Source organism: Staphylococcus sp. HMSC14C01 (assembly GCF_001808085.1).
Lineage (GTDB): Bacteria > Bacillota > Bacilli > Staphylococcales > Staphylococcaceae > Staphylococcus > Staphylococcus hominis.
The window spans coordinates 59,377-85,503 of sequence record NZ_KV792027.1 but is presented as its reverse complement, the minus strand read 5'-3'; the positions used below and the strand labels follow the sequence as shown (position 1 = coordinate 85,503).

Sequence of the window (26,127 nt, the reverse complement as noted above, 5' to 3'; positions counted from 1 at the left end):
GGGTAAACTATAAATAGAAACTACATTTTTAAGGAGTGGTGAATATCATGGCAGAATTTGTACAATTAGGAAAATCTGATGTTCATGTATTTCCAGTTGCATTAGGTGCAAATGCAGTCGGAGGACATAATTTATATCCCAATTTAGATGAAGAGCAAGGAAAAGATGTCGTTAGAAAAGCTATTGATAATGGTATTACTTTAATTGATACTGCGTTTATTTATGGACCTAAACGCTCAGAAGAACTTGTAGGAGAAGTTGTAAAGGAATATCCTCGTGAAAAAGTTCAAATTGCAACTAAAGGATCACATGTTATTAAAGATAATGGCGATGTTGTTCAAAATAACCAACCTGATTATTTAAAACAACAAGTTGAAGAGAGCTTAGAACGCTTGCAAGTGGATTATATTGACTTGTATTACATTCATTTTCCTGATGAGTATACACCAAAAGATGAAGCTGTGGCAGCATTACAAGAACTTAAAAAAGAAGGAAAAATTAAAGCAATAGGTGTTTCAAACTTTACGTTAGATCAACTTAAAGAGGCGAATAAAGACGGATATGTGGATGTTGTTCAATTAGAATATAATTTACTACATCGTGAAAATGAAGAAGTAATGAAATACGCAGCTGAAAATGATATTACTTTTGTACCATATTTCCCATTAGCTTCTGGCATTTTAGCTGGTAAGTATGAAGAAAATCAAACTTTCGATGATCATCGTGCAACTCGTCGTGATTTCCAACCAGAAGTGTTCAATGATAACGTACGTCGAGTAAAAGAATTATCAAGTATTGCTGAAACTCATAATACAAGTATTGCTAATATTGTATTAGCATTCTACTTAACACGTCCATCACTTGATGTTGTTATTCCTGGTGCGAAACGTGCTGATCAAGTTGTAGAAAACATTGAAGCAGCAAATATTGAACTGACTGAAGAAGAAATTAAGAAAATAGATGATTTATTCCCAGTTGAATAAAGTACGTTAAATAAAAGTAATAATGGCTCCTACACCGTTTATATAGGTGTAGGAGTTTTTATTATAAATAAAAGTAAAAAGATGGGGTACATAATAAGTAAATAGAAAAAACACATTAATAATATAAATTAAAAAAGAGGTAAGATACATGATTACTGTATTATTTGGTGGAAGTCGTCCACAAGGAAATACTGCTCAATTAACACAATATGCTCTAGAAGGAAAACAATATAATTGGATTGATTTAACACAATATCATTTTAAACCTGTAAGAGATTATAGACATGAATCAAAGCAAATTGAGTCATACATAGATGATTATCAATTGATTATTGACCAAGTGCTTGAAAGTGATACAGTTATTTTTGCATCACCTGTGTATTGGTATAGTGTGTCAGCATCTGTAAAAGCATTTATCGATCATTGGTCAGAATCATTAATCGATCCTAAATATCAGGATTTTAAAACTAAAATGTCTAACATTGATTTTAGATTAATCTTAGTTGGGGGAGATTGTCCGAAAGTAAAAGCGAAACCTTGCATTAAACAGTTAGAATATAGTTTAGATTTTCTCGGAGCAAACCTAAATGGTTATATTATTGGTACAGCAGAAAGACCTGGAGATGTTATGAAAGATGTATATGCTCTAGAAAGAGCACAGGAATGGAATGCAGTACTGTCTTAATAAGATGCATCTTAAAGTTGAGTGAAAGCGTTTATTAATATACTATGATATAATTTTGTTATTAAATTACAATAAAATGTCAGGAGAATGAAGCATGTATACAGTTAGAAAAGCGACAACTAATGACGTTATAGCAATAAGAGATGTAGCTACAAAAGCTTGGTATAATACGTATTTAAATATTTATGCAGTATCAACAATTAATGAATTATTAGCAGCTTCGTATAATGAACACCATTTAAAAAAGCGATTAGAAGATCAACTTTTTTTAGTTGTTGAAGAAAATAATGAAATTGTAGGATTTGCTAACTTTATCTATGGTAAAGAATTATACTTAGCCGCACATTATGTTCACCCAGGTGTACAACATAAAGGTTATGGAACAAGTTTACTTGAAGAAGGATTACATGAATTTGAAAATGAATATGATACGGTCTTTTTAGAAGTTGATAATAAGAACAAAGAAGCTATTCATTATTATCAACATCATGGTTTTGAAATAGTTCGTTCATATCAACCAGAAATGTATGGTGAACAATTAGATTTAGCATTAATGAAGAAAGTATTATAAGAATTAATCAACTTAAATTCATATTACTACTGATGAAAGCAAGTATGAAAGAGGAGGATGAACTTGACACAATCATCTTATGTAACTAAAAAATTAGCTGAAGAAAAAGTATTTAAAGATCCAATTCATAAGTATGTTCATGTTAAAGATCAACTAATATGGGATTTAATTAAAACTAAAGAATTTCAGCGCTTGCGTCGTATTAAGCAATTAGGTACATTATACCTTGCCTTTCATACTGCAGAACACAGTCGTTTTGGACACTCTTTAGGAGTCTATGAAATTGTAAGACGTATGATTGATGAATCATTTGTTGGGCGTGAAGCATGGAATAATAAAGATCGCCCCCTTGCTTTATGTGCAGCTTTATTACATGATTTGGGTCATGGGCCGTTTTCACATAGTTTTGAGAAGATATTTAATACGGATCACGAAGCGTTTACCCAAGAAATTATTACTGGAAACACTGAGGTTAACGAAGTATTAAGTAGAGTGTCTGAGACCTTTCCTCAGGAAGTAGCCGATGTTATTAATAAAACGCATAAAAATAAATTAGTCATTTCCATGATTTCATCTCAAATTGATGCTGATCGTATGGACTATTTGCAACGTGATGCTTATTTCACAGGTGTATCATATGGTACATTTGATATGGAGCGTATACTTCGATTAATGAGACCATCAAAAGATGAAGTACTTATTAAAGAAAGTGGTATGCATGCTGTAGAAAATTTTATTATGAGTCGTTACCAAATGTATTGGCAAATCTATTTTCATCCCGTAAGTCGTGGTGGAGAAGTACTATTAAATAATTGTCTTAAGCGAGTCAAACAGCTTTATAAAGAAGATTATCAATTTAAAATGTATCCAAAAGAATTTATTCCATTTTTTGAAGGCACAATTACAATTGATCAGTATGTAGAATTAGATGAAGTAACTGTATTATTTTATTTGAAGAAATGGATACATGAAGAAGATGAGATCTTAAGTGATTTAGCGCGTCGATTTATTAATCGTGATCTCTTTAAGTATATTCCATTTGATGGTTCGATTATTACAATTACTGAATTACAGGATTTATTTATTGAAGGTGGCATTGATCCGGAATATTATTTTGTTAGTGAAGCTTTTTCGGATTTACCATATGATTATGATCGACCTGGTTCTAATCGACAACCTATCCATTTGTTAAGACGAAATGGTAGTATTAAAGAAATTAGTAGCCAATCGTTAGTCATTTCAAGTATTACTGGGATTAATCGAGAAGACTATAAACTATACTATCCTAAAGAAATGATTCTTAATATTAAAGATCCAGAAGTGAAAGGTTCAATTATTAATTTATTGAATGAATTAAATTAAATATTTGTTGATAATATACGCTATGATTTAATAGCAAGTGTGAAAAGGTAAAGAAGTATTGGAGGAATCATCGTGGCAGAAAATAAAGGGTTTAAATTTAATATTATAAAAAATGATCCTCTAGATGGTCATAAAGGTACAAATATAGGAGCAATTAGTTTAGATAATATTGCACCTGTATTTATCGATGTTGCAAATAAAGAAGCATTTCTTGATATCGGCGGTATGCATGCACGTGCGGAAGTAGAAAAAGGCGTAAAGTGGATTACTGATAAAGAATCAGTGGAAGGTCCAGAAGCTAAGGAATATTGGTTATGTTGGGTGACTACTGAACGTGGTGAAAATGGTCCTTATTACGCGGGCGTCACTGCATGTTATTTACTTGTAAATAAAAGTATTCGTCGAGGTTATAAGAGTATGCCAGAACATGTCAATATGATGGATAAGTCTATGAAACATCAAGTTATTATTGATCAAATTGGTGAAGAAAATAAAAAGATATTAAAAGATTTTTTAATATCCCATAATGAAACGATGTGGAATAACTCAAACGAAGCGTTATTCAAGGCATTTGATTAGAAAAAACTCGAGACACTCAGTAGTGCATATTAAATGACTGAGTATCTCGAGTTTTATTTTTCTAATGTATCTCCAACATTATAAAAATGATAAACTGATTTCATTACATTATGATAAATCTGTTGAAAAGATTGTTCAGTTTGTTTACTAATAACTCTTAAATCTTCATATTAAAATTTCTGCTTAAATTAGAAGATTTAGGCTTTAATCATATATCATTAATGGTAGATCACATTGAAGATGTACTCGAAGATGCCAAGCGTGCAGGGGCTGAGCCTTTGTCTGAAACACATGATAATTCAACTTATGAAGATACTAAAGGCAGTAAAAGCGTTTATATCAAAGCGCCTTTTAATGTATTGATTGAATTGCAAGCGATCCCTAATGGGTATTATTATCGAGAAGATAGTGAGGCAAAAGTATTTATTCCTGGGAAATAAGGTACACCTAATCAAATTTAGTTATTAAGAAATGTATAAAAATGTTATTTAATGATATAATTATTTAAAAGATTATAGCTAATTTATGGAGTAAAGAGGACAACAAATGAAAAATATCTTATTATTTGTAGCATCAATCGGTTTCGGCATCATTTTCTTCTATAAATATAGAACACTTTTAGAAAAGTATCATTATGATATTGTTGAACTTGAATCAGAAACGGACATATTAGAAAGAAAAAAGTAATACTATGATACTAATGGTGACATTCAAAAAATAATAACTTGAAAAAAATCGAGTCTGAGACTTAAAACATAAGCGTCTTAGGCTCTTTTTCATTATATAGAAGTAGATAATTAAATTAAAAACATAGGATATCAAGATTTTTTAATTGTGTTGAGGCAAGGACTTAAATGGGACAATGAACACAACATGACTTTTGTTTTACTCTCTTTTTTATGATAACTATTTAACTAATGTTGATAGAATTTTGTTAACTTCAAGCACTATAGGATTTATGCTATAATGTGGTGTAATATTTTAAAGATTAAGGTGAGTCACACGTTGGATAAGAATATACACATTCAAACGAAACAAGTCTTAAAACAAAATGGAGAAAAACAAACATTTGAGTTTTCTTCTCAAGGATCATGGCAACAAAAACATGCCGATTATATTCGATATCAAGAACAAATTGAAAGTGCAGTTGTTAATGTAACAATTAAAATTGAAGACAATGGCGTGAAGTTGATACGTAAAGGTGATATCAATATGAACTTACACTTCGTTGAAGGTAAGGACACTACAACACTTTATACTATACCAGCAGGACGCATTCCATTAATAGTAAGAACTAAGAGTATTTTACATTTTGTAAATGAAAATGGTGGGAAATTAAAAATACAATACGAATTACATCAAAATGACGAAAAAATGGGCTCATATCAATATGAAATTAAGTATAAGGAGATAGGCGAATGAATATTATTGAAAAAGTAAAGAAAACTTTAATACAAGAAATTGAAGCAAGTATAAAAAAAGCAAATCTAGCAGAAGATATTCCTGAAATTAAAGTTGAAATCCCTAAAGATACTAAAAATGGAGACTATTCTACTAATATTGCAATGGTCTTAACTAAAATTGCTAAACGTAATCCACGCGATATTGCTCAAGCTATTGTAGACAATTTAGATACAAGTAAAGCAAATGTAAAACAAGTAGATATCGCTGGGCCAGGATTTATCAACTTTTATTTAGATAATCAATATTTAACAGCTGTCATCTCAGAAGCAATTCAAAAAGGTGATAAATTTGGTTATGCAGAAGAACCAAAAAACAAAAAAATATTATTAGAATATGTATCAGCAAATCCAACTGGTGACTTACATATTGGACATGCTCGAAATGCTGCTGTAGGTGATTCACTAGCAAATATTTTAATTGCAGCAGGTTACGATGTAACACGTGAATATTATATTAATGATGCTGGTAATCAAATTACAAATTTAGCACGTTCAATTGAAACACGTTTCTTTGAGGCATTAGGGGATACAAGCCATGAAATGCCAGCAGATGGCTATAATGGTAAAGACATTGTCGAAATTGGTAAAGACTTAGCCAAAAAACATCCGGAAATGAAAGATTACTCTGATGAAGAACGCTTAAAAACATTTAGACAACTGGGTGTTGATTATGAAATGGATAAATTGAAAAAAGATTTATCAGATTTCAATGTTCATTTTGATAATTGGTTTAGTGAAACATCACTATACGAAAATGGTGCGATTGATAATACATTAGAAAAAATGCATGAGTTAGGCTATACGTATGAAGCAGATGGTGCCACTTGGTTACGTACGTCAGACTTTAAGGATGATAAAGATAGAGTACTAATCAAAAAAGATGGTAACTATACGTACTTTACACCTGATACAGCGTATCATTACAATAAAATTAATCGTGGCAATGATATTTTAATTGATTTAATGGGTGCAGATCATCATGGTTATATTAATCGTTTAAAAGCAAGTTTAGAAACATTTGGTGTAGATAGCGATCGTTTAGAAATTCAAATTATGCAAATGGTTCGTTTAATGCAAAATGGCGAAGAAGTTAAAATGAGTAAACGTACAGGTAATGCAATTACGTTACGTGAAATTATGGATGAAGTAGGCATTGATGCGGCGCGCTATTTCTTAACAATGCGTAGTCCTGATTCGCACTTTGATTTTGATTTGGAACTTGCAAAAGAGCAATCTCAAGATAATCCAATTTATTATGCACAATATGCACATGCACGTATTTGTTCGATTTTAAAACAAGCTAAAGAAAAAGGGATTGAAATAGACAAAAACGCTGATTTTAGTACCATTACAAATGAAAAAGCGATTGATTTATTGAAGAAAGTAGCAGAGTTTGAGCCTACAATTGAGAGTGCTGCTGAAAGTCGTGCACCACATCGATTAACTAATTATATTCAAGACCTAGCTTCAGCATTCCATAAATTCTATAACGCTGAAAAGGTATTATCTGATGATATTGAAAAAACAAAAGCACATGTTGCTCTTATTGAAGCTGTTAAAATTACATTACACAACGCATTAGCATTAGTGGGTGTATCAGCACCAGAATCAATGTAATATAAATACTTTTAAGTTAAAAGCACCTTTACGAATATTTATTTGTGAAGGTGTTTATTTTTTATAGAAAGGTAAAAAGATGTCAATGATGACTACAGAACAACTTTACAAAGCATTATTAAAACATATGGGGCCTCAAGGATGGTGGCCAGCAGATACACGTGAAGAGATGATATTAGGTGCTATATTAGTTCAAAATACAAACTGGAATAATGCTGTACTTTCTCTTAGACGGCTGAAAGAAGCAACCCATTTTGAACCGCAAAACATATTAAATCTGCCGATAGAAGAACTAAAAATATTAATCCGCTCTAGTGGTTTCTATAATAATAAATCAAAAGCAATTTCTACATTATTCAACTGGTTAAATCAATATCAGTTTGATTATTGCAAAATTAATGAAGTATATGGAGAACGTTTAAGAAATGAATTACTTAAACTACACGGTATTGGAAGTGAAACAGCAGATGTATTGCTAGTCTATATTTTTGAGAGAGTTGAATTTATTCCTGATCATTATACACGTCGGTTATATAAAAAACTCGGTTATGCCAATACTGAGAATTACGATAAATTAAAAAGAAATGTCGAATTACCTCCAAACTTTACAAATCAAGATGCAAATGAATTTCATGCTTTACTAGATAATTTTGGGAAAAATTATTTTAATGGTTCTATTGAACAAAGATATCATTTCTTAGATCAATATTTTACAAAAATGGATTGACCTTGACGTGACGTCATAGCTTAGTCTCTTTTATAGAGAGATGAAAAGAGTAGTGAAACAAATAGATTAAGAAAAAGGCAGGATGTCAGAATGGAAAATCAGGCATATTTTACACCCAATGACGTGAGTCAAATTACCGAAGTAACTAAACGCACACTTCATTATTACCATGAAATCGAGTTGCTTGTGCCCACTTATATTGCATCTAATGGTTATCGTTATTATTCTTCTAAGGACATCTCTAAATTACAGACCATTCAATTTCTAAGGGAACTGAATTTATCATTAGCAGATATTCAACTTTATTTTAGTAACAGTATAGAAGAGAAAAATATAATATTAGAAAATAATTATCAGCGTATTGTTGCACAAAGAGATCAATTAAACAAAATGATTCATTTTCTTAATCATCATCTCGTTAATCGTAGAAAAGAGGAGATTAATATGAGTAAATGGAATAATGATAATATACAGAATCAATATGAGAAAGAAGCTGAAATGAAATATAGTCATACTCCTTATTATCAAGCTTTTAAAGAGAATCAAAAACGATTGAATTCTACAGAAAAACAACAAAAAAATAAGAAAACAATGGAGAGGTTACATTCATTCTTTGATAAAATGAATGAATTATTTATTGCAAACTATAAAATAAATCATGTACAGGTTAAACAAGCAATTTCTGAACTAAAAGATATTCTTCAAACACAAGTACCTAACGTAGATGAACAATTTTTAGAATATATTGCCTCGATTTATGAGAATGATGAGCGATTTGCTAAAACAATTAATAACAAACGACACGATAATTTAAATCAGTATATTGCTGATGCGGTTCGGAATGATATTTAATAAAAGATGTTTTTAAGTTCTATAATATGTGATGATATATATATAATATATCTGATGAATAAAAGGAGCTTAAACATGATAGAAGCGTTCAAATTATTTTGGCAAAATTATTTTAATATAAAAAGTCGAACTAGAAGACGCCATTATTGGTTTGCTATTTTAGCTAATTGTATTATTTTAGTGATTATTAGTTTACTTTTTAATATCATTACTTTGGGGTTAAATGGAGGGCATACATTTTTTGATATTGTGTATGAAATCATTGATATCATTATTTTTATAGGAACGTTTACGATGACGGTACGTCGTTTACATGATACAGGGCACACAATGGTTCTACCTCTTATTATTTTAATTTTTACATCAATCAGAAAAATTTCAAGTATTGTAGATAGAACATACGGTATTTCAATTGATGGTTTTTTCAACGGAATGATTGCGCTTGAATTAGGAATTATGGTGGCAGCGATGTCTTTAGTCTTACTTATTATTCTTGTGATTACTTTTGCATTTACAATAAAAGATAGTGATGAGGGGACAAATAAGTATGGCCCAAATCCTAAAATAGCTACTGTATAGTATGAAAACAGGAAGGATACAGAATGTATTTTGAAATCTGTTTCCTTCTTTTTTTATTTTGAAATAGAATTAAATCATTAAGTTTAACCAATAATATAAAATTACACAATAAAAATTTATAGAATTAAATTAATGATATAAATAATTTGGTATGATAAATATATGAAATAAACAAAATTGTGAAAGGAAGGTATTGTTTATAAATGAACAATAAGAAGCTGTGGATTATTTTATTTACATTAGTATTAGTTTTAGCAGCATGTGGACAAAATCAATCGAGTGAAAAAGGACATCATTCTACGCATTCAACTGAGCAAAAAACAACGGATCACAATAATAATACTCATACATATCATCGTATTATATCTTTGATTCCAAGTAATACTGAAATATTATATAGACTTGGTCTTGGAAAAAATATTATAGGTGTATCAACAGTTGATGATTATCCAAAAAACGTGAAAAAAGGCAAGCAACAATTTGATGCAATGAACTTAAATAAGGAAGCACTCTTAAAAGCTAAACCTGATTTGATTTTAGCTCATGAATCTCAAAAATCATCTGCTAAAAAAACACTTGATAGTTTAGCTGATAGTGGTGTGAAGGTAGTATATGTTAAAGACGCTCAGTCTTTAAATCAAGTCTACAATTCATTTGAGCAAGTAGGTAAAGTAACGCATCGTGAAAAAGAGGCGAAACAGTTAGTCAAAGAAACAAAAGATAATGTTCAAAAAGTAATTGAATCAATTCCAGCACATCATAAAAAACAGAGTGTTTTTATAGAAGTGTCTTCAAAACCTGAAATATATACAGCAGGAAAAGAAACCTTTTTCAATGATATGATAGAAAAACTAGATACAAAAAATGTATTTTCAAATGTTAGTGGATGGAAAGCAGTAGATAAAGAAAGTATTATTAGAAAAAATCCTGATATTTTAATTTCAACTGAAGGTATTTCAAAAGAAGAATATTATGAAGTGATTAAAGAACGTGATGGTTTCTCTGAAGTCAACGCAGTAAAAAATGAACGTGTGGAAACAGTCAATGGTGACGAAATTTCACGACCAGGACCTCGTATTGATGAGGGTATGAAAGAATTACGTGATGCAATTTATAAACGTTAAAACGTTAAGATGAGAGACTTTTCAAAAGCCTACAACGATATTGACAATGTTGTAGGCTTTTTATACAACATATATTCTTGTAAGTTTAGCAAAGCAGAGAAAGAATCATTTTGTAATCTTATTTTAATTAGTAGTAAGGATATATTCATTGTAATATAAGAAATAAATAATAATTGAAATGTGAGTGGAAATGAAACGACATCTATATTTAACATTTTCAGTTTGGACACTTTGCTTATGTATTATAATAGCTATAAGTCTTTTTTGGGGTTTAGGGTCATTACATCAAGCATTTAATCAAATGATTTTTTTTAAGGTTAGAGTTCCTAGAACATTTGAGGCACTTATGGTAGGAGCCATATTAACGTTGACGGGTCAATTATTTCAAACGGTATTAAATAATCCTTTAGCAGATAGCTTTACACTTGGTTTAGCGAGTGGAGCGACTTTTGGATCAAGTTTAGCTATATTTTTAGGTGTATCTTTTCTATTTATTCCAATTTTTTCTATCATTTTTAGTATCACGACACTTTTACTTGTTGTTATAATGACAATCGTATTGTCTAGAAATTTTCCAATTAGAGTACTCATCATATCTGGACTTATGGTAGGCGCTTTTTTTAATGCATTAATATATATACTTACACTCATTAAACCAGAACGTACGAATCGTATGTTAGCCTATTATTTCGGAGGATTTGCGAATGCCGAAATGAATGAGCTCGTTTATATTACAATGGTTTCTTTGCCAATCATTATTGTGATATATAGTTTAGTTACACCAATTAAGCTCTTGCAATTAGGAGAAGCTAAAAGTAAGTCTCTAGGGTTAAATGTGCAATGGATAACATTTATTGTACTTTTGTTAACATCTATTATGACAGCTATAGCAGTAGCGTTTATAGGTGTTATAGGTTTTATTGGCATCATTGTACCTCAATTAATTAGACGATATTATTTTCAATATAGTCTTGCTATACAAATGACATTAAACATATTGATAGGTGCATTAACGATGCTATTCGCTGATGTTGTAGGGAAGATTGTTATTAATCCAGTGCAAATTCCAGCAAGTATTATTTTATCACTTGTTGGGATACCCATATTATTTTATATTTTAGTCACTCAATCTAATACAACACGTTAGTGAAGTGAACAAAAATTATTAAAATAAGAATAATTATAGTGATAAGAGGTAAATAAAAATGGACTTAAGCCAAATCAAAGCAGTTGTGTTCGATTTAGAAGGCACATTATTGGATAGAACTAAGTCTCGAGATAAATTTATAGAAGAACAATATGAACGTTTTCATGATTATTTTGTACATGTACAACTTGCTGACTTTAAACATAAATTTATAGAATTAGATGATGATGAAGATAACGATAAACCTTATGTATATAAGGAGATAATAAAACAATTTCACATCGATAGATTGAAATGGAAAGATTTATTTCATGATTTCGAAATGCATTTCTATCGATATGTATTTCCATACTACGATACATTATACACACTTGAAAAGTTGTCAGAGCATGATTATTTACTCGGTGTAATTGCAAACGGGAAATCAAAGATTAAACAATTTCGGATTTATTCATTAGGAATAGAACACGTGATTAATTATTTATCAACTTCTGAAACAGTAGGTTATCGCAAACCTCACCCACGTATTTTTGAAGATATGATTGATCAACTCGGCGTTTTACCAGAAGAAATTATGTATGTTGGAGATGATGCCTTAAATGATGTTGCTCCTGCACGTGCTATGGGAATGGTAAGCGTTTGGTATAAACAAGAAAATGCTGAATTAGAACCTTTAGAAGAAGAAGTAGATTATATCATTACAACAATAGAAGAGCTCTTAACGATTTTATCCATAAATAAACAAAAAAAAGGAGATAATTAAATGGAATTATTTACAAGAAAAGGTGGATTTACATTAAATTACAATACTATGGGACAAGGATACCCAGTAGTGCTTGTACATACTGCGTTTGAAAATGCTTCAATTTTTCAAAATTTAGCTCATGCACTTTCAAAAACATTTCAAGTCGTATTATTGGATTTACGTGGTCATGGATATTCAGATAAACCACGACATATTAAATTCAATGAATTTGCAGATGATATTATTTTATTATTAGATTATCTCTACATAGATCAAGCGGCTTTTATTGGTCATGAAATGGGTGCTACAATTATTGCGCATTTATCAAAGCAATATCCAGAGTATGTATCTTCGTTAACAATGATCAATCCGACATCTATTGAAGGAGAGTTACCAGAAGAACGATTGTTTAGAAAATACGCACATAAAATCCGTAACTGGAATGAAGATAAACAAGAGAAGTTTTTAGATAAACATCGCTATTATAAACATCGTAAAGTGAATAAGTTCTTAAAAAATGTCGAAGATACTAATTCAATTTCTACTAAAGAAGAGACAGAAGCAGTAGATGAAGTATTTAAACAAAGAGGAATTGCAGAAGTATTTGAGTACATCACTAAACCCACATTTATAGTTGCAAGTGCTTATGGAGAAAGAATAACATCTCTTGAATCTAAAGAAGTAGCAGATTTAATAGGAAATGTACATTTCGAAGTGTATTCGAAGTCAAGCATGTATCCTTTTGAAGAAGAACAAGAGAAGTTTATCCATGATGTGACACCTTTTATAAAAAAACATATGCCTCAACACTAAATAGTATTGTTTACCAATATTAATACATTATAAAAATGAAATATTTTGTAATGTTTTTGTAATGTTTCTGTTATTTTGGTCATAAATAGGGTATACTGTAATTAAGCATAAAAGAAAAAGGAGCGAGTGCTTATGAAAAAGTTAGCAACAGCCCTATTAGTTTCTGGACTAGTAATGACAGGAGTAGGCTATAATCATGCTGAAGCAGCTAGTGGTAATTCGATTCAGACTGTACAACAATTAACTCAAGGTCAAAAAACATTAGAAAATGTGACTATAGGTGAATCAATTAAAAATGTTATTAATCACTATGGCACACCTATTTATTCATATAATCCAAATAATCAAGAAAAATACTATGAATTCCATACAAACAAAGGTGTATTAGTTGTTACTGCAATCGGTAAAAAAAATACTGGTTATGTAACTAGAGTATCAATGACTTATAATCAAGCCAATGGTCCAACTTATCAAAAAGTAGCACAAAGTGTAGGTAAAAAAGCCATTAAACGCGTTCAATATAATAGTGTAAGTGGCAATTTTGCTTATATTCAAAACGGTAAAACAAGCTATCAATTTGGTTCAAGCGCACCTAAAGACAAAGTATTAAAACTATATCGTATTGACATTAATAAATAATGTAATGAAGTAGTTAGTTAAAGTTACGTATCATCGATTTCATTTAAAAGATAATGAAATATATAGAAGTAGGATAACGAATTCCATCTGGAATTTGTTGTCCTACTTCTTTTTTACGAAAAGAAATCAATTGAAATCTATGATAAAATGTTGAAATGAATGAATTGAATGTATTTTAAAACTTGCATTCGATAAAGGAGCAACATATGCGATCAAACGATAAATTATTACTTGAAAATGTGAATGATTATTTTACTCATAAAGGCATGCCCCCTAAACTTATCGATGACATTAAAGAAAATATACGTAACGACTTTAAAAAATCTGAAGCAAAAAAGCAAGATTATCTTGATTTTAGGGGAAAAGCAACGGCTCAAATTATCTTAATTATTCAACGGAATTTATTTGGTTTACAATTGAATCCTATTATATTTTTTATTATCAATTTTATTTTAATTTCATATTTATATGATAAGCAATACGTTCCATTCCAAGCTGCAACCATATTATCTTTGTTTTATTGTATTGTTATTTTCCCGATTACTATTTTTATTCATATACAAATTGCTCGAAAAAAATATTTATATAGTAATCGCACAGAGATAATCATAGGCTATATGATTGCAATTATTGCTTTAATTCTTATTATTATGCGTGCATTTAATCTCACTATAGGCATTGTTCCTATTACTATGTATAGTCATCAATTTATTTTCTTTATGGGACTTATAATGAGTTTATGCGGAGTTATTTTTAAAAGATTAGAATATACAGCAGTAGGTTTATTATTCTCTCAAAAGACGATTGATGCTGTTATTGTAAATTCAAATGTCGCTCAAACTGTTTCACTTATCATTTGGATTATTATCGTCGTACTAATTGTTACATATACTATACGATTATCATCTAGAAGAAGTATCTAATAAAATATATGATTTTAACTCAACCCTGATTAATAGGGTTGAGTTTTTTTATTTAAATTATATAAAAATTTTTAAATAAAAAAATAATTAATTGTATACATGTTTATAGCGTTAAATATGTTTTAGTGGGTATAGTAAATACTAAGGGAGGTGCCGATATGAAAAAAATTGAAACGTCTAATCAAATAAAGATAGCTTATCAAGATGCAGGTACAGGCATTCCCGTTATTTTAATTCATGGTTTAGATGGTAATTTAGCTGGGTTTTACTCATTAAAAAAAGAGTTGAAAAAACACTATAGAGTCATTGTTTACGATGTGAGAGGTCATGGGAAATCTACACATCCTACGAGTTATAACTTAAATGATCACATTAAAGATTTAATTATGTTAATGCAACAATTAGGTATTAAAAGCGCACATTTATTAGGACATGATATGGGTGGAATTATTGCACAAGCTTTTACCGAAAAATATAAAGAGAAAGTGCGATCTTTAACAATTATATCTTCTAAATCTGAAGATATTGTCCATGGTTTTACAAAATTAATGATTGAGCACCAAGATAAAGTAGCGGGGTTTAATAAATCTGAAGCGTTACTTATATTATTTCCATATATTTACAAAAAAAGTGACGTTGCAATGAAGTGGTTTCAACGTCAACGTTTATATAGTAAACAAGACGATGAAGATAGTGCAGTAGCATCAAGAGCCTTATTAGATACAGAGAATCAATCAAATACAGTCACACATGATATCAATGTTCCAACTATGATAGTAGAAGGACGTTATGACCCAATTATTATCAATAAAGAGAATCAACAATTTGAAAATCAATTTAAAAATATAAATTATGTTTTATTTAATGACTCAGGGCATGCACCTCATATAGAAGAAGAAGAGAAATTTTTAACATTATATTTAAATTTTGTAGAAAAAAATGATGCATCTCATACTACAAATTTATTGATATAAAATTATAAGCATAGAGTCAAAATTATCTACAATAGAATATCTAAGGAAACAGAACAACCTAAAGGGTGGGGTTCTAGATATAAAAAAATTATTAAACAATGTTTATAAATATTAGAATGAAGTTATTCTACAGAAAACAACATCATATAATATGAATTATGGCTATAAAAGAGGCCCGTAGACGAATGTTATCTACGGGCTATTATTCTAGGTTTTTTAAAGTTCTAGTCTCTTTAGGGTTTACTATTATAATTCTGTTTCTTTATTAGCTTCTTCGATTCGTTTGTTAACTCTATTAAGTAATTCATCAATTTTTGTACGTTGCGTTGCATTTACAAGAATCAATACTGTTCTTTCATCATGCTCATTACGTTTTTTATCGAAGTAATCTTCTTGAGATAAATTTTTCACTGCTTTTACTACTTGAGGTTGCTTGTAGTTTAAGTGATTAATAATATCTTTTAAATAATATTCTTCTTCTTTACTTTGACTAATATAAGTTAAAACAGCAAATTCTTCAAAGCTAATTGAAAATTCTTTTTTAATAATGCTTTTTAATTTATCTGCATAAGTAATCATTGCTAATAATTCAAAGCAGTCATTAATTTTTGAAATAGCCATTTTAAGACCTCCCCAACTAATATTCTTTCTATTTTTTATGCATCCGTTAAATTTATCTATATATAACGTCAACTATTAGTTTAAAAAAGCTATTAATAATTTAGATTAAATAAATTAATTTAATTCTATTTTATTTAGTTAATTATAACTAAATAAAATTAGAAAGTAAACGAAAATGCACTTAATAAAACAATATTTTGATTAATTAATACTTTGTTTATAAAAATAAGCAAATTTTATAAAAGATTTAATTAAGAACAATTATTATGATACTCCATATTATAAAATTAAAGTTTAATATACTAAAATAAAAGATTATTCGGTGCTTTCTAATAAAGATGTAGAAGGATGCGTAATAATTTTATCACCAATATTTAATCCATTGGATACCATAATATACCCACTTTTTTTACTTTTAATATATTTAATGTTTCTTTTTATAATTTTTTTATTATGTATAACTAGAACATAATTTTTATTGTAAATGACTTTATTGGGTAATTCATATTCTGTTGTTCCTAAGTGAAGATTAAAATGGTATCCAATAGGGTAGGAAGGATCTGTAGAAATATCTACGTTATAAAAAGAGGAAGATGTCTCAGTTTTATAAGGAATAGAAGAAATAGATAAAATTTTTCCTTCAAATTGCCTAGTATTTTTAATAGAAACTTGAACAAGTTGATTATTTTTAAGCTGTTTGAGTTGAGATTCATTGATTTTAGCACGAATGATTCGTTCATCACTATTAATTTGCATAATTTCAGTATGAGATTTTGAAGGGAAAGGGTGAAGTACAGTGACTCGACCTTTAATAGGAGCATAAATACGTGTTTGAAGTTGTTGCTGTAAGTTGAGTATATCATTAGATAATTGAACTTGTTGGTTGAAGTTATCGGAGGATATTTTATTTGAGTGTTGTATTGAAGATAAAAGATTCTTTTTTGCAAGAATATGTTTTTCAATGTGTGGATTATAATATTTAAATATGGGTGTATCTTTAGATATCGTTTCGTTATTTTTTACTAGAATATCTGAACTAATACCTAATGAGGGCTCATAATAAAGTGTATAACTTTGTTTAGCTTGCTGAACGCCTTGAAAAGAAAGAGAGTAATGTGGTTTTACAGTCATCGTTTCTATTTTGCTTAAATGAGTAGTTTTAGGAATCTTAGAATAAATATAAAATCCAAACGAAATAATAAGGAGAAGGAGGAGGGTTACCAGTATTGGTAAAGGGGATAAAAACTTTTTCAAATATAATCACCTCTAAACATTAATATGCATTTATTATACAAGTTTAGAGCTAAATACAACATAATTAAATGATGACATCAAAAAAGTCTTCTCAATTATTTCATTAAGAAGACGAAGATTTAGATAAAAGTTTAATTTTATTAGCCATTAAAATAAACGTAATAAAACAATACCAATTGCTATAGCGATTAATCCTATAAATTTACGGAAAGTCATTTCATTTTTAGGTACACCAATGCCAAAGTGATCAATAATGACGCCCATTATCATTTGACCAAGCATTGCGACAATAGTTGTAAGAGCAGCACCTAAATAGGGCATTAATATAATATTAGATGTAACGAATACGACACCTAAAATTCCACCAATAAAATAGAGCGGTTTAATACGACCGAAATGATGTTGTGATAGTTTCATTTTTAAACTTCTATTAAATATGATTGTTAGAATAAATAACGCAATAGTTCCAACAGTAAAAGAAACTAGTGCAGCGAATAAAGAAGAATGCATTTGATTTGAAAGTCCGCTATTGATTGTAGTTTGTAGTGGAGGCGCAAATCCGAAAATAAAGCCAATGAACAACCAAATATAAAGTGAGATATTTCTTTTATCTTTAAGTTTATTTTTAGGTATATGATTCATAAGAAGAATTCCGAATAATAAAACAATAATTCCCACACCTTTTAAAAAAGTAAAAGATGTTTGATTGGCTCCAAGTAATCCCAATGTATCAATAATAACACCCATTATGATTTGACCAGCAACTGTCATCACAACCGTAAGTGCTGCACCTAATCTTGGAAGAAGTAATAAGTTACCTGTTAAGAAACATACACCAAGCAAGCCACCAACCCACCAATGATAATCAATAGAGTGACCAGCATAAAATGAGCTTGAGAACATTTGGATATTAAAAATGATATTAAGTATTAATAAAAATAGAGTGCCTACAAAAAAAGAAATCGTAGAGGCATAAAAAGATGATTCTGTAAATCGACCTAATCTAGAATTAATCGATGTTTGAATAGGCACCATCATACCAGCAATAATTCCAAGTACAAATAGAAAAAGCAAACTTAATTCCTCCATTATTTTTACTATCAAATATGATTATTATACGTAAATTTATAAAAAAATTCTATACTAAAAAAGAGAACGGATAGAATTCTGTTAGAACTCTTCATCCATTCTCAATCTACTGTTTAGAAGACGTGAAGTAAAATTTGATATTGTAACTTACGTCTACTATGTCAATTAATTTAATTCAAATAAAACAGTTGTTGTTTTATCTACAATCTGAGCTGAAGCGACTTTACTTGGAGCGCCACTGGTAAATCTTAAAACATCTAACTTAATGATATTTTCCATTGCTGATTGTACATTAGCTTCTGTTATTGTTGCTGAAATTTGTGGTAATTGTAACTTAGCTGTTTTGTTTAGATTTGTCTTAAATATAAGTTCTAACGTTTTTGACATTGTTCATACCTCCTTTTTAATAAAATCATTCATTAAACTAATCCTTGAGTTTTTACAACTTCAACTTTATCGAAAGATTCTTCAATCAAATTTGAAATTGTTGTTACAAATGATTTGATGTCTGCTTCAGAAGCACGTGTATTAATGTTATTAAATCGACGTTTAATTTCTTTAGCTTTTCCATTTGTATCATGTGTAACGTGAGTACAAATAACAGATAACTGAGTAATTTCGTTCATCTTACTTTCACCTCCTTACACTTTATATATCGAAAATATTTTTAAAAAAAGTAACTTGAAGTCAAAAATAATTGAGCGAAATATTTTAATGTTACTAAAATATGATATATCATTAAATAAGAAACTTTTTTGAGGTGGATAAATGAATTATGTAGAACCTATTAAGAAAAAGAATGATATTAAGAAGATGTATCACGTGTTACAAATGAAATCAGACAGAGATTATCTTTTATTTAAACTGGCTATACATACAGGTATGCGACTTACTGACTTATTACATCTTAAAGTTGAAGATATAAAGAATAAAGAAAATAAAGAAATAAAGACAGCTTGGATTCAACAAAGTGCCCCATTTATCAAAATTATGCTTCCTTCTGATTTAAGAAATGAAATTGATACATATATCTATGAAAATCAGTTGAAAGATGATCATCTTTTATTTCAGTCTCTTCGTACACATAAAGAACTTTCACGTCAGCAAGCTTATCGAATTATTCACCACGCAGCTAAAGAATTAGGCCTTTTACATATTGGTTTAACTACTCTACGTAAAACTTTTGCATATCATGCTTATAAATCGGGTATTTCTATTGCGATTATTCAAAAATATTTAGGACACCAGACTACGCATGAAACTTTGAAATTTATTGGTTTGTCACCTAAAGAAGATCATCATACAATTATTGCTTTGAATTTATAAAAAGGAGGGTTTTGATGAGTTTAATTTATTTACTAGGGGCACTTTTACTAATCATAGGTATGGTTCTAATCACTTTATTTATTAGACCTCTAAGACGCTATGCGGGATATATTTCCCTATTTGCTCCAGTAATTGCTTCTGTTTATTTCTTATCTCAAATTCCTAGTGTACTTCATCAGAAAGTGATTTCTTTTAAACTAGCTTGGATGCCAGCTATCGATTTGAATTTAGATTTAAGACTAGATGGACTTGGATTAATGTTTGCTTTAATTATTTCTATTATAGGGATAGCTGTTTTCTTTTACGCTACTCAATATTTAACGCCTAATGGTGATAACTTACCTAGATTTTTCATATACTTACTTTTATTTATGTTTAGTATGTTAGGTATAGTAATATCTAATAATACCATTCTTATGTATATCTTCTGGGAACTCACAAGTGTTTCATCTTTCTTACTTATTTCGTATTGGTATAGTAATGCAAATAGTCAGCTAGGTGCAATACAGTCATTTATGATTACGGTATTTGGCGGCTTAGCATTATTAACAGGTTTTATTATGTTGTACATAATGACAGGTACGAATACAATTACTGAAATTTTATCGCAAAGTCATCATATTAGTGAGCAACCTTTATTTATTCCAATGATCATTATGATGCTTATTGGAGCTTTCACAAAATCAGCTCAATTTCCATTTCATATTTGGTTACCTAAAGCTATGGCTGCGCCAACCCCTGTAAGTGCCTATCTACATTCAGCAACAATGGTTAAAGCAGGTATATTTTTACTATTTAGATTCACACCTGTATTAGGCTTAAGTAATAGTTATATTTATATTGTTACTTTTGTAGGATTAATCACAATGATGTTTGGATCTCTTACAGCTTTAAGACAATATGATTTGAAAGGAATTCTTGCCTATTCTACAGTTAGTCAACTTGGGATGATTATGACAATGGTTGGTTTAGGTGGAGGTATTGCGCAGCATCCAAGTGGACCAATGGCTAAAATTTACACATTAGTTTTATTTGCAGGGTTGTTCCATGTCATGAATCATGCGTTATTTAAATGTACGTTATTTATGGGCGTAGGTATTATTGATCATGAAGCGGGCACAAGAGATATTAAAAAATTAAATGGTATGAGAAAATTCTTTCCTAAAATGCACGTGAGTATGACGCTTGCAGCATTATCAATGGCGGGAGTACCATTTTTAAATGGGTTTTTAAGTAAAGAAATGTTTTTTGATTCTTTAGTTAAATCTATTGAATTAGAGCAATTTAGTTTAACTTTAACCATCATAATTGTGGCATTAGGCGTGATTGCAAGTATATTCACGTTTGTCTATGCAGTTTACATGCTAAAAGAAACATATTGGGGAGAATTTAATGAAAAAGAAGTTCCTAAAAAGCATATTCATGAGCCGTGGTTGTTCAGTTTACCAGCAATGATCTTTGCTGTGATGCTACCTGTTATCTTCTTTATCCCAAATACCTTTACGCATCCGATTGTTTTACCTGCATTAAGAAATGTCACAAACTTAGGTATCCAAGTTGATAAGATGGCACCACATGTATCCCAGTGGCATGGTATTAATTTACCGCTTATTTTTAGTATCATTGTTATTATTTTAGGAATTATTTTAGCAACAAAAGTAAATTGGAAAGTGTTAACGCACCGCTTAATCAAAACAGCATCGATTACAAATTCCTATCGTAAAGCTTATAGCATATTTGAACATTATGCTGGTTGTAGTATTCGTGGTGTAATGACGAACCGATTAAATTACTACAATGTGATTACGCTTTTAGTGTTTTCACTATTTGTAGCGTATGGCTTTTTAAGAGTAGGGTTTCCTAAACTACATCTAATGCATGTTACTGACTTTGGGCCTTTAGAAGTGCTGCTTGCGATTTCAATCAGTGTTGTTGGTATAGCACTTGTCTTTATAAGACAACGTTTAACGATGGTAATATTAAATGGAATTATTGGCTATTCAGTTGCATTATTTTATTTAATCATGAGGGCACCTGATTTAGCTTTAACCCAACTTGTAGTAGAGACGATGACTACAATATTATTCATTGTTAGTTTTTCACGCTTACCAAATATTTCTCGTAAGAAAGCAGATAAGAAAAAAGAAATGATGAAAATTGTTGTAGCATTCATTTTTGCAGGCGCAGTGGTAACACTTGTATTTATGGCACAACAAGGTGATGGTTTAGAAACTATTTCTAAATATTATATGAATGCAAAAGAACTCACAGGTGGTAAAAATATTGTGAATGCCATTTTAGGTGATTTTAGAGCACTTGATACTATGTTTGAAGGCTTGGTATTAATTATTGCTGGTTTAGGTATTTATATATTATTAAATTACAAAGATCGGAGGGGTCAAGATGAAAGAAAATGACGTAGTCTTAAAAACAGTAACTAAAATTGTTGTATTCATTTTACTTACTTTTGGTTTCTACATTTATTTAGCGGGTCATAATAATCCAGGAGGAGGATTTATTGGTGGTCTCGTCTTTAGCTCAGCTTTTATCTTGATGTTTTTAGCTTTCGACGTAAAAAAAGTATTGGATAGTTTACCTATCGACTTTAGAAAATTAATGATTATTGGAGCGCTTATTTCTTTAATCACAGCTATTGCGCCTACCTTTTTTGGCAAATCATTTTTATATCAAAGTGAATTTACACTTCATTTACCAATATTTAATGAAATGCATATTACTACAGTGACGATTTTCGAATTAGGCATAGTACTTTCAGTAGTGGGTGTGATTGTCACAATTATGTTGGCATTGAGTGGAGGTAAATCATGAATCTTATTTTATTACTAATTATAGGATTTCTCGTATTCTTAGCGACATACATGATATTATCTTTAAATTTAATTCGTATTATTGTAGGGATTTCGATTTATACGCATGCGGGTAATTTGATTATTATGAGTATGGGTCACTATAGTGACCACGTAACAGAACCGCTTATTCGTGGTTCAAATACCAACTATGTCGATCCATTATTGCAAGCACTTGTTTTAACTGCAATTGTTATTGGATTTGGTATGACAGCTTTCTTACTTGTATTAGTTTATCGAACATATCGTGTTACAAAAGAATCAGAAATTGATGTGCTTAGGGAGGATGAAGATGATGAACAGTAACTTATTAATCCTTCCGATTCTCTTACCACTTCTTTGTGCATTATTACTTGTATTTACGAAGAATAAAAATAGAGTTTCGAAGATTTTATATATTGGAACAATGACGGTTAATACGCTTATTTCGCTAGCTTTATTGATTTATGTGATGAATCATAAACCAATCACTTTAGATTTTGGTGGTTGGAAAGCACCTTTTGGTATTCAATTTTTAGGTGATACTTTAAGTTTACTCATGGTAACAGTCGCTTCTTTTGTAGTGACTTTAATTATGGCGTATGGATTTGGATCTGCTGAAAAACGTGTGAATCGCTATTATTTACCAACATTTATTTTATTTTTAACTACCGGTGTGATTGGTGCTTTTTTAACTTCTGATTTATTTAACCTCTATGTGATGTTCGAAATTATGTTACTTGCATCATTTGTGCTTGTAACATTAGGACAATCAATAGAACAATTAAGAGCAGCCATTGTCTATGTTGTTTTAAATATTATTGGGTCTTGGTTATTTTTATTAGGTATTGGCTTACTTTACAAATTAGTAGGAACATTAAACTTTTCTCAAGTTGCCTTACGCTTAGATGATATTCACAATAATGAAATGGTGGTTGTCATTGCAATTGTATTTATGATTGCATTTGGTTCAAAAGCATCGTTAGTGTTATTTATGTGGTTACCTAAAGCTTATGCAGTATTAAATACTGAGCTCGCAGCTTTATTTGCAGCTTTAATGACGAAAGTGGGAGCATATGCTTTAATTCGTTTCTTCACTTTATTATTTGATCAACATCCAAATATTACACACCCAATACTTGTATTTATGTCTTGTATTACAATGATTATTGGTGCTTTTGGAGTCATTGCATTTAAAGACATAAAGAAAATTGCAGCATATCAAGTTATTTTATCAATTGGTTTTATTATTTTAGGCTTAGGATCAAATACATTTGCTGGAATTCATGGTGCTATTTTTTATCTAACAAACGATATTGTAGTAAAAACATTATTATTCTTTATTATTGGTAGTTTAGTTTATATGTCTGGTTATAGAGAATATAAGTATTTATATGGTTTGGCAAAGAGAGAGCCTTTCTTTGGCGTAGCATTTATCGTTATGATTTTCGCGATTGGCGGGGTTCCTCCTTTTAGTGGATTCCCTGGTAAAGTGCTTATTTTCCAAGGTGCGGTTCAAAATGGTAATTATATCGGATTAGCACTCATGATTTTAACAAGTCTTTTAGCAATGTATAGTCTATTTAGAATACTATTTATTATGTACTTTGGAGATGCAGATGGCGAGCAAGTTGATTACAATCCATTGCCTGCTCATCGAAAAGGTATGATTGGCATATTAACTGTAGCTGTAGTAGTTATGGGTCTTGCAGCACCAATTGTTATGAATGTTACTAAAAATGCAACAGAGTTAAATACAAATGATGCTTACTTTCATCACTTAGTTAATCCACATTTAAAGGAGGAGAATAAATGAGACAAATTGTATTGAATATCTTAATTGCTTTTCTATGGGTACTCTTTCAAGACCAAGGTTCTTTTTTATTCTCTACCTTTGTATCTGGCTATCTTATAGGATTAATTGTGATTTATATACTGCACCGATTCTTTGGTCAAGAATTTTATTTAGTAAAAATATGGGTAGCTATTAAGTTTTTAGGTATATATTTGTATCAGTTAATTACTTCAAGTCTTAGTATCATTAAATACATTTTATTTAAAACAAAAGATATGAATCCTGGTCTTCTCACATATGAAACAGAGTTAAAAAGTGATTGGGCCATTACATTTTTAACCATTTTAATTATTATTACGCCTGGATCGACAGTGATTAGAATTTCAAAATTAACCAATAAATTTTTTATTCATAGTATAGACATTTCTGAAAATGAAAAAGCTAATTTGTTAAAAAGTATTAAACAATATGAACGTTTAATTATGGAGGTGTCACGATGATCCAAGCGATGACTAACTTTTTTAGTACAGGAGCTTTAATATTATTTGGTATTGCATTTATTATTGGATTGTTTCGTTTGATTAAAGGTCCTACAACAGCAGACAGAGTCGTAGCATTTGATGCAGCTAGTGCCGTCATTATGTGCATTGTTGGGGTAGTTAGCGTGATTTATGATACTGATGCGTACTTAGATTCAATTATGTTAATTGCGATCATTTCATTTGTAAGCTCTGTATCTATTTCTAGATTTATTGGAGGAGGTCGGGTATTCAATGGAACTCATAAAAAGCGTCACTGAGTTGATTGCGTCTATTCTTATTTTTCTAGGAAGTATTATTGCAGTAATTAGTGCAATAGGCATTGTAAAATTTCAAGATGTTTTTTTACGAAGTCATGCTTCTACGAAAAGCTCAACGCTTTCTGTATTACTTACTTTAATCGGGGTATTAATATACTTTACGACGGCGCAAGGTCTCTTTAGTGTTCGTTTATTATTATCCATTGTCTTTATTAATTTAACATCTGCTGTTGGTATGCACCTTGTTGCTAGAGCAGCTTATCGAACTGGAGCATACATGTATAGAAAAGATGATGCACCAAGACAATCTTCCATTTTATTAAGTTCAAAAGAATTTAATACAACAGATGAGTTAAAAAGTCGTGCTAAAAAAAGAGAAGAACAACGAGAAAAACTGTATTATGATATTAAAAACTATAGAGCTGAAGAAAGAAAACAACATGGTGATAAAAATATTGAAGATTTAGAAGAATAATTGCATATCTTAATAGTTTTTAAGTGAATTATTTTGAAAGTGCAAGTTAGTTAATCTGAATATATTTTAATGATAAAATTGATATTAAATTGAGAGCATAAGAACGGTAGATAATAACTACAAACGTTTAAAATAAATA

Annotated in this window: 32 protein-coding genes; 27 read left to right on the top strand and 5 right to left on the bottom strand. The window is 29.9% G+C overall.

The window, feature by feature from the left end:
- Positions 1-47 precede the first annotated feature (47 nt).
- From HMPREF3131_RS04745 to HMPREF3131_RS04660, 19 genes are all read left to right on the top strand, one after another.
- Complete coding sequence (locus HMPREF3131_RS04745) at positions 48-983, top strand: aldo/keto reductase (protein ID WP_002488560.1); 936 nt, start codon at positions 48-50, stop codon at positions 981-983.
- A 148-nt stretch (positions 984-1,131) separates the two neighbouring features.
- Positions 1,132-1,668, top strand: a complete 537-nt coding sequence (locus HMPREF3131_RS04740; protein ID WP_002488563.1) for a flavodoxin family protein — start codon at positions 1,132-1,134, stop codon at positions 1,666-1,668.
- Positions 1,669-1,762: 94 nt separating this feature from the next.
- Positions 1,763-2,239, top strand: a complete 477-nt coding sequence (locus tag HMPREF3131_RS04735) for a GNAT family N-acetyltransferase (RefSeq protein ID WP_002488589.1) — start codon at positions 1,763-1,765, stop codon at positions 2,237-2,239.
- A gap of 57 nt (positions 2,240-2,296) precedes the next feature.
- Positions 2,297-3,601: an HD domain-containing protein gene (locus HMPREF3131_RS04730; RefSeq protein WP_170999975.1), complete on the top strand. Its 1,305-nt coding sequence runs from the start codon at positions 2,297-2,299 to the stop codon at positions 3,599-3,601.
- 72 nt (positions 3,602-3,673) lie between these two features.
- Positions 3,674-4,180 carry a YwhD family protein gene (locus HMPREF3131_RS04725; protein WP_002488571.1) on the top strand — a complete coding sequence of 169 codons (507 nt, stop codon included), beginning with the start codon at positions 3,674-3,676 and terminating at the stop codon, positions 4,178-4,180.
- A 221-nt stretch (positions 4,181-4,401) separates the two neighbouring features.
- Entirely contained in the window at positions 4,402-4,620 is a 219-nt protein-coding gene (locus HMPREF3131_RS04720) for a VOC family protein (RefSeq protein ID WP_049379665.1), read from the top strand.
- Positions 4,621-4,726: 106 nt separating this feature from the next.
- Complete coding sequence (locus tag HMPREF3131_RS11300) at positions 4,727-4,867, top strand: hypothetical protein (RefSeq protein ID WP_162837134.1); 141 nt, start codon at positions 4,727-4,729, stop codon at positions 4,865-4,867.
- Between the two features lie 318 nt (positions 4,868-5,185).
- Positions 5,186-5,602 (top strand): YwiB family protein, encoded by a 417-nt coding sequence (locus tag HMPREF3131_RS04715; RefSeq protein WP_049379664.1) that lies wholly within the window; start codon positions 5,186-5,188, stop codon positions 5,600-5,602.
- Complete coding sequence (argS, locus tag HMPREF3131_RS04710; protein WP_002448884.1) at positions 5,599-7,260, top strand: arginine--tRNA ligase; 1,662 nt, start codon at positions 5,599-5,601, stop codon at positions 7,258-7,260. The genes HMPREF3131_RS04715 and argS overlap by 4 nt, the downstream gene beginning before the upstream one ends.
- A 79-nt stretch (positions 7,261-7,339) precedes the next feature.
- Positions 7,340-7,987: an endonuclease III domain-containing protein gene (locus HMPREF3131_RS04705; protein ID WP_049413743.1), complete on the top strand. Its 648-nt coding sequence runs from the start codon at positions 7,340-7,342 to the stop codon at positions 7,985-7,987.
- Positions 7,988-8,077: 90 nt separating this feature from the next.
- On the top strand, positions 8,078-8,839 hold the full coding sequence (locus HMPREF3131_RS04700; protein WP_070436496.1) for a MerR family transcriptional regulator: 762 nt from the start codon (positions 8,078-8,080) through the stop codon (positions 8,837-8,839).
- A gap of 75 nt (positions 8,840-8,914) precedes the next feature.
- Positions 8,915-9,418: a DUF805 domain-containing protein gene (locus HMPREF3131_RS04695; RefSeq protein WP_049413747.1), complete on the top strand. Its 504-nt coding sequence runs from the start codon at positions 8,915-8,917 to the stop codon at positions 9,416-9,418.
- 203 nt (positions 9,419-9,621) lie between these two features.
- Positions 9,622-10,542: an ABC transporter substrate-binding protein gene (locus HMPREF3131_RS04690; protein WP_049434582.1), complete on the top strand. Its 921-nt coding sequence runs from the start codon at positions 9,622-9,624 to the stop codon at positions 10,540-10,542.
- Between the two features lie 190 nt (positions 10,543-10,732).
- Positions 10,733-11,689 (top strand): FecCD family ABC transporter permease, encoded by a 957-nt coding sequence (locus HMPREF3131_RS04685; protein ID WP_017176035.1) that lies wholly within the window; start codon positions 10,733-10,735, stop codon positions 11,687-11,689.
- A 58-nt stretch (positions 11,690-11,747) separates the two neighbouring features.
- The gene (locus tag HMPREF3131_RS04680) at positions 11,748-12,452 is read left to right on the top strand and encodes an HAD family hydrolase (protein WP_017176034.1); all 705 of its coding nucleotides are present in this window, start codon (positions 11,748-11,750) and stop codon (positions 12,450-12,452) included.
- Positions 12,453-13,247, top strand: coding sequence for an alpha/beta fold hydrolase (locus HMPREF3131_RS04675; RefSeq protein ID WP_017176033.1), 795 nt, complete (start codon positions 12,453-12,455; stop codon positions 13,245-13,247).
- Positions 13,248-13,379: 132 nt separating this feature from the next.
- Positions 13,380-13,886: an SA0570 family protein gene (locus tag HMPREF3131_RS04670; RefSeq protein WP_049434580.1), complete on the top strand. Its 507-nt coding sequence runs from the start codon at positions 13,380-13,382 to the stop codon at positions 13,884-13,886.
- A 206-nt stretch (positions 13,887-14,092) separates the two neighbouring features.
- Entirely contained in the window at positions 14,093-14,809 is a 717-nt protein-coding gene (locus tag HMPREF3131_RS04665; RefSeq protein WP_049434578.1) for a hypothetical protein, read from the top strand.
- Between the two features lie 158 nt (positions 14,810-14,967).
- Complete coding sequence (locus HMPREF3131_RS04660; protein ID WP_049413752.1) at positions 14,968-15,783, top strand: alpha/beta fold hydrolase; 816 nt, start codon at positions 14,968-14,970, stop codon at positions 15,781-15,783.
- A gap of 246 nt (positions 15,784-16,029) precedes the next feature.
- Here HMPREF3131_RS04660 and sarA read toward each other — a convergent pair whose 3' ends face one another.
- From sarA to HMPREF3131_RS04635, 5 genes are all read right to left on the bottom strand, one after another.
- Complete coding sequence (sarA, locus tag HMPREF3131_RS04655; protein ID WP_002448898.1) at positions 16,030-16,404, bottom strand: global transcriptional regulator SarA; 375 nt, start codon at positions 16,402-16,404, stop codon at positions 16,030-16,032.
- 315 nt (positions 16,405-16,719) lie between these two features.
- Complete coding sequence (locus HMPREF3131_RS04650; protein ID WP_228452098.1) at positions 16,720-17,535, bottom strand: efflux RND transporter periplasmic adaptor subunit; 816 nt, start codon at positions 17,533-17,535, stop codon at positions 16,720-16,722.
- 270 nt (positions 17,536-17,805) lie between these two features.
- The gene (locus tag HMPREF3131_RS04645) at positions 17,806-18,732 is read right to left on the bottom strand and encodes a DMT family transporter (RefSeq protein WP_049434576.1); all 927 of its coding nucleotides are present in this window, start codon (positions 18,730-18,732) and stop codon (positions 17,806-17,808) included.
- A gap of 180 nt (positions 18,733-18,912) precedes the next feature.
- Entirely contained in the window at positions 18,913-19,134 is a 222-nt protein-coding gene (locus HMPREF3131_RS04640; RefSeq protein WP_017176027.1) for a DUF2922 domain-containing protein, read from the bottom strand.
- Between the two features lie 32 nt (positions 19,135-19,166).
- The gene (locus HMPREF3131_RS04635) at positions 19,167-19,373 is read right to left on the bottom strand and encodes a sigS mRNA-stabilizing protein SroA (RefSeq protein WP_002448893.1); all 207 of its coding nucleotides are present in this window, start codon (positions 19,371-19,373) and stop codon (positions 19,167-19,169) included.
- A 142-nt stretch (positions 19,374-19,515) separates the two neighbouring features.
- Between HMPREF3131_RS04635 and HMPREF3131_RS04630 the strand changes: the two genes are divergently transcribed.
- From HMPREF3131_RS04630 to HMPREF3131_RS04595, 8 genes are read left to right on the top strand one after another with little or no spacing between them, the layout of a single operon-like run.
- Positions 19,516-20,073, top strand: a complete 558-nt coding sequence (locus tag HMPREF3131_RS04630) for a tyrosine-type recombinase/integrase (RefSeq protein WP_048683106.1) — start codon at positions 19,516-19,518, stop codon at positions 20,071-20,073.
- A gap of 14 nt (positions 20,074-20,087) precedes the next feature.
- Positions 20,088-22,490, top strand: a complete 2,403-nt coding sequence (locus tag HMPREF3131_RS04625; protein ID WP_070436495.1) for a DUF4040 family protein — start codon at positions 20,088-20,090, stop codon at positions 22,488-22,490.
- The gene (gene mnhB2 / locus HMPREF3131_RS04620) at positions 22,477-22,902 is read left to right on the top strand and encodes a Na+/H+ antiporter Mnh2 subunit B (protein WP_002455676.1); all 426 of its coding nucleotides are present in this window, start codon (positions 22,477-22,479) and stop codon (positions 22,900-22,902) included. Before HMPREF3131_RS04625 ends, mnhB2 begins: the two co-directional genes overlap by 14 nt.
- Positions 22,899-23,246 (top strand): Na+/H+ antiporter Mnh2 subunit C, encoded by a 348-nt coding sequence (mnhC2, locus tag HMPREF3131_RS04615; RefSeq protein WP_002448875.1) that lies wholly within the window; start codon positions 22,899-22,901, stop codon positions 23,244-23,246. Before mnhB2 ends, mnhC2 begins: the two co-directional genes overlap by 4 nt.
- On the top strand, positions 23,236-24,735 hold the full coding sequence (gene mnhD2 / locus HMPREF3131_RS04610) for a Na+/H+ antiporter Mnh2 subunit D (RefSeq protein WP_049415487.1): 1,500 nt from the start codon (positions 23,236-23,238) through the stop codon (positions 24,733-24,735). Before mnhC2 ends, mnhD2 begins: the two co-directional genes overlap by 11 nt.
- Positions 24,732-25,214 (top strand): Na+/H+ antiporter Mnh2 subunit E, encoded by a 483-nt coding sequence (mnhE2, locus tag HMPREF3131_RS04605; RefSeq protein ID WP_017176023.1) that lies wholly within the window; start codon positions 24,732-24,734, stop codon positions 25,212-25,214. The genes mnhD2 and mnhE2 overlap by 4 nt, the downstream gene beginning before the upstream one ends.
- Entirely contained in the window at positions 25,211-25,513 is a 303-nt protein-coding gene (gene mnhF2, locus HMPREF3131_RS04600; RefSeq protein ID WP_017176022.1) for a Na+/H+ antiporter Mnh2 subunit F, read from the top strand. Before mnhE2 ends, mnhF2 begins: the two co-directional genes overlap by 4 nt.
- Entirely contained in the window at positions 25,488-25,988 is a 501-nt protein-coding gene (locus tag HMPREF3131_RS04595; protein WP_017176021.1) for a Na+/H+ antiporter subunit G, read from the top strand. The genes mnhF2 and HMPREF3131_RS04595 overlap by 26 nt, the downstream gene beginning before the upstream one ends.
- Positions 25,989-26,127 lie beyond the last annotated feature (139 nt).

Coding starts and splice junctions, on each gene's coding strand:
- HMPREF3131_RS04745 (WP_002488560.1), top strand. CDS start 48: ATGGCAGAATTTGTACAATTAGGAAAATCTGATGTTCATGTATTTCCA.
- HMPREF3131_RS04740 (WP_002488563.1), top strand. CDS start 1,132: ATGATTACTGTATTATTTGGTGGAAGTCGTCCACAAGGAAATACTGCT.
- HMPREF3131_RS04735 (WP_002488589.1), top strand. CDS start 1,763: ATGTATACAGTTAGAAAAGCGACAACTAATGACGTTATAGCAATAAGA.
- HMPREF3131_RS04730 (WP_170999975.1), top strand. CDS start 2,297: ATGAACTTGACACAATCATCTTATGTAACTAAAAAATTAGCTGAAGAA.
- HMPREF3131_RS04720 (WP_049379665.1), top strand. CDS start 4,402: ATGGTAGATCACATTGAAGATGTACTCGAAGATGCCAAGCGTGCAGGG.
- HMPREF3131_RS11300 (WP_162837134.1), top strand. CDS start 4,727: ATGAAAAATATCTTATTATTTGTAGCATCAATCGGTTTCGGCATCATT.
- argS (WP_002448884.1), top strand. CDS start 5,599: ATGAATATTATTGAAAAAGTAAAGAAAACTTTAATACAAGAAATTGAA.
- HMPREF3131_RS04705 (WP_049413743.1), top strand. CDS start 7,340: ATGTCAATGATGACTACAGAACAACTTTACAAAGCATTATTAAAACAT.
- HMPREF3131_RS04700 (WP_070436496.1), top strand. CDS start 8,078: ATGGAAAATCAGGCATATTTTACACCCAATGACGTGAGTCAAATTACC.
- HMPREF3131_RS04695 (WP_049413747.1), top strand. CDS start 8,915: ATGATAGAAGCGTTCAAATTATTTTGGCAAAATTATTTTAATATAAAA.
- HMPREF3131_RS04690 (WP_049434582.1), top strand. CDS start 9,622: ATGAACAATAAGAAGCTGTGGATTATTTTATTTACATTAGTATTAGTT.
- HMPREF3131_RS04685 (WP_017176035.1), top strand. CDS start 10,733: ATGAAACGACATCTATATTTAACATTTTCAGTTTGGACACTTTGCTTA.
- HMPREF3131_RS04680 (WP_017176034.1), top strand. CDS start 11,748: ATGGACTTAAGCCAAATCAAAGCAGTTGTGTTCGATTTAGAAGGCACA.
- HMPREF3131_RS04675 (WP_017176033.1), top strand. CDS start 12,453: ATGGAATTATTTACAAGAAAAGGTGGATTTACATTAAATTACAATACT.
- HMPREF3131_RS04670 (WP_049434580.1), top strand. CDS start 13,380: ATGAAAAAGTTAGCAACAGCCCTATTAGTTTCTGGACTAGTAATGACA.
- HMPREF3131_RS04665 (WP_049434578.1), top strand. CDS start 14,093: ATGCGATCAAACGATAAATTATTACTTGAAAATGTGAATGATTATTTT.
- HMPREF3131_RS04660 (WP_049413752.1), top strand. CDS start 14,968: ATGAAAAAAATTGAAACGTCTAATCAAATAAAGATAGCTTATCAAGAT.
- sarA (WP_002448898.1), bottom strand. CDS start 16,404: ATGGCTATTTCAAAAATTAATGACTGCTTTGAATTATTAGCAATGATT.
- HMPREF3131_RS04650 (WP_228452098.1), bottom strand. CDS start 17,535: ATGACTGTAAAACCACATTACTCTCTTTCTTTTCAAGGCGTTCAGCAA.
- HMPREF3131_RS04640 (WP_017176027.1), bottom strand. CDS start 19,134: ATGTCAAAAACGTTAGAACTTATATTTAAGACAAATCTAAACAAAACA.
- HMPREF3131_RS04635 (WP_002448893.1), bottom strand. CDS start 19,373: ATGAACGAAATTACTCAGTTATCTGTTATTTGTACTCACGTTACACAT.
- HMPREF3131_RS04630 (WP_048683106.1), top strand. CDS start 19,516: ATGAATTATGTAGAACCTATTAAGAAAAAGAATGATATTAAGAAGATG.
- HMPREF3131_RS04625 (WP_070436495.1), top strand. CDS start 20,088: ATGAGTTTAATTTATTTACTAGGGGCACTTTTACTAATCATAGGTATG.
- mnhB2 (WP_002455676.1), top strand. CDS start 22,477: ATGAAAGAAAATGACGTAGTCTTAAAAACAGTAACTAAAATTGTTGTA.
- mnhC2 (WP_002448875.1), top strand. CDS start 22,899: ATGAATCTTATTTTATTACTAATTATAGGATTTCTCGTATTCTTAGCG.
- mnhD2 (WP_049415487.1), top strand. CDS start 23,236: ATGAACAGTAACTTATTAATCCTTCCGATTCTCTTACCACTTCTTTGT.
- mnhE2 (WP_017176023.1), top strand. CDS start 24,732: ATGAGACAAATTGTATTGAATATCTTAATTGCTTTTCTATGGGTACTC.
- mnhF2 (WP_017176022.1), top strand. CDS start 25,211: ATGATCCAAGCGATGACTAACTTTTTTAGTACAGGAGCTTTAATATTA.
- HMPREF3131_RS04595 (WP_017176021.1), top strand. CDS start 25,488: ATGGAACTCATAAAAAGCGTCACTGAGTTGATTGCGTCTATTCTTATT.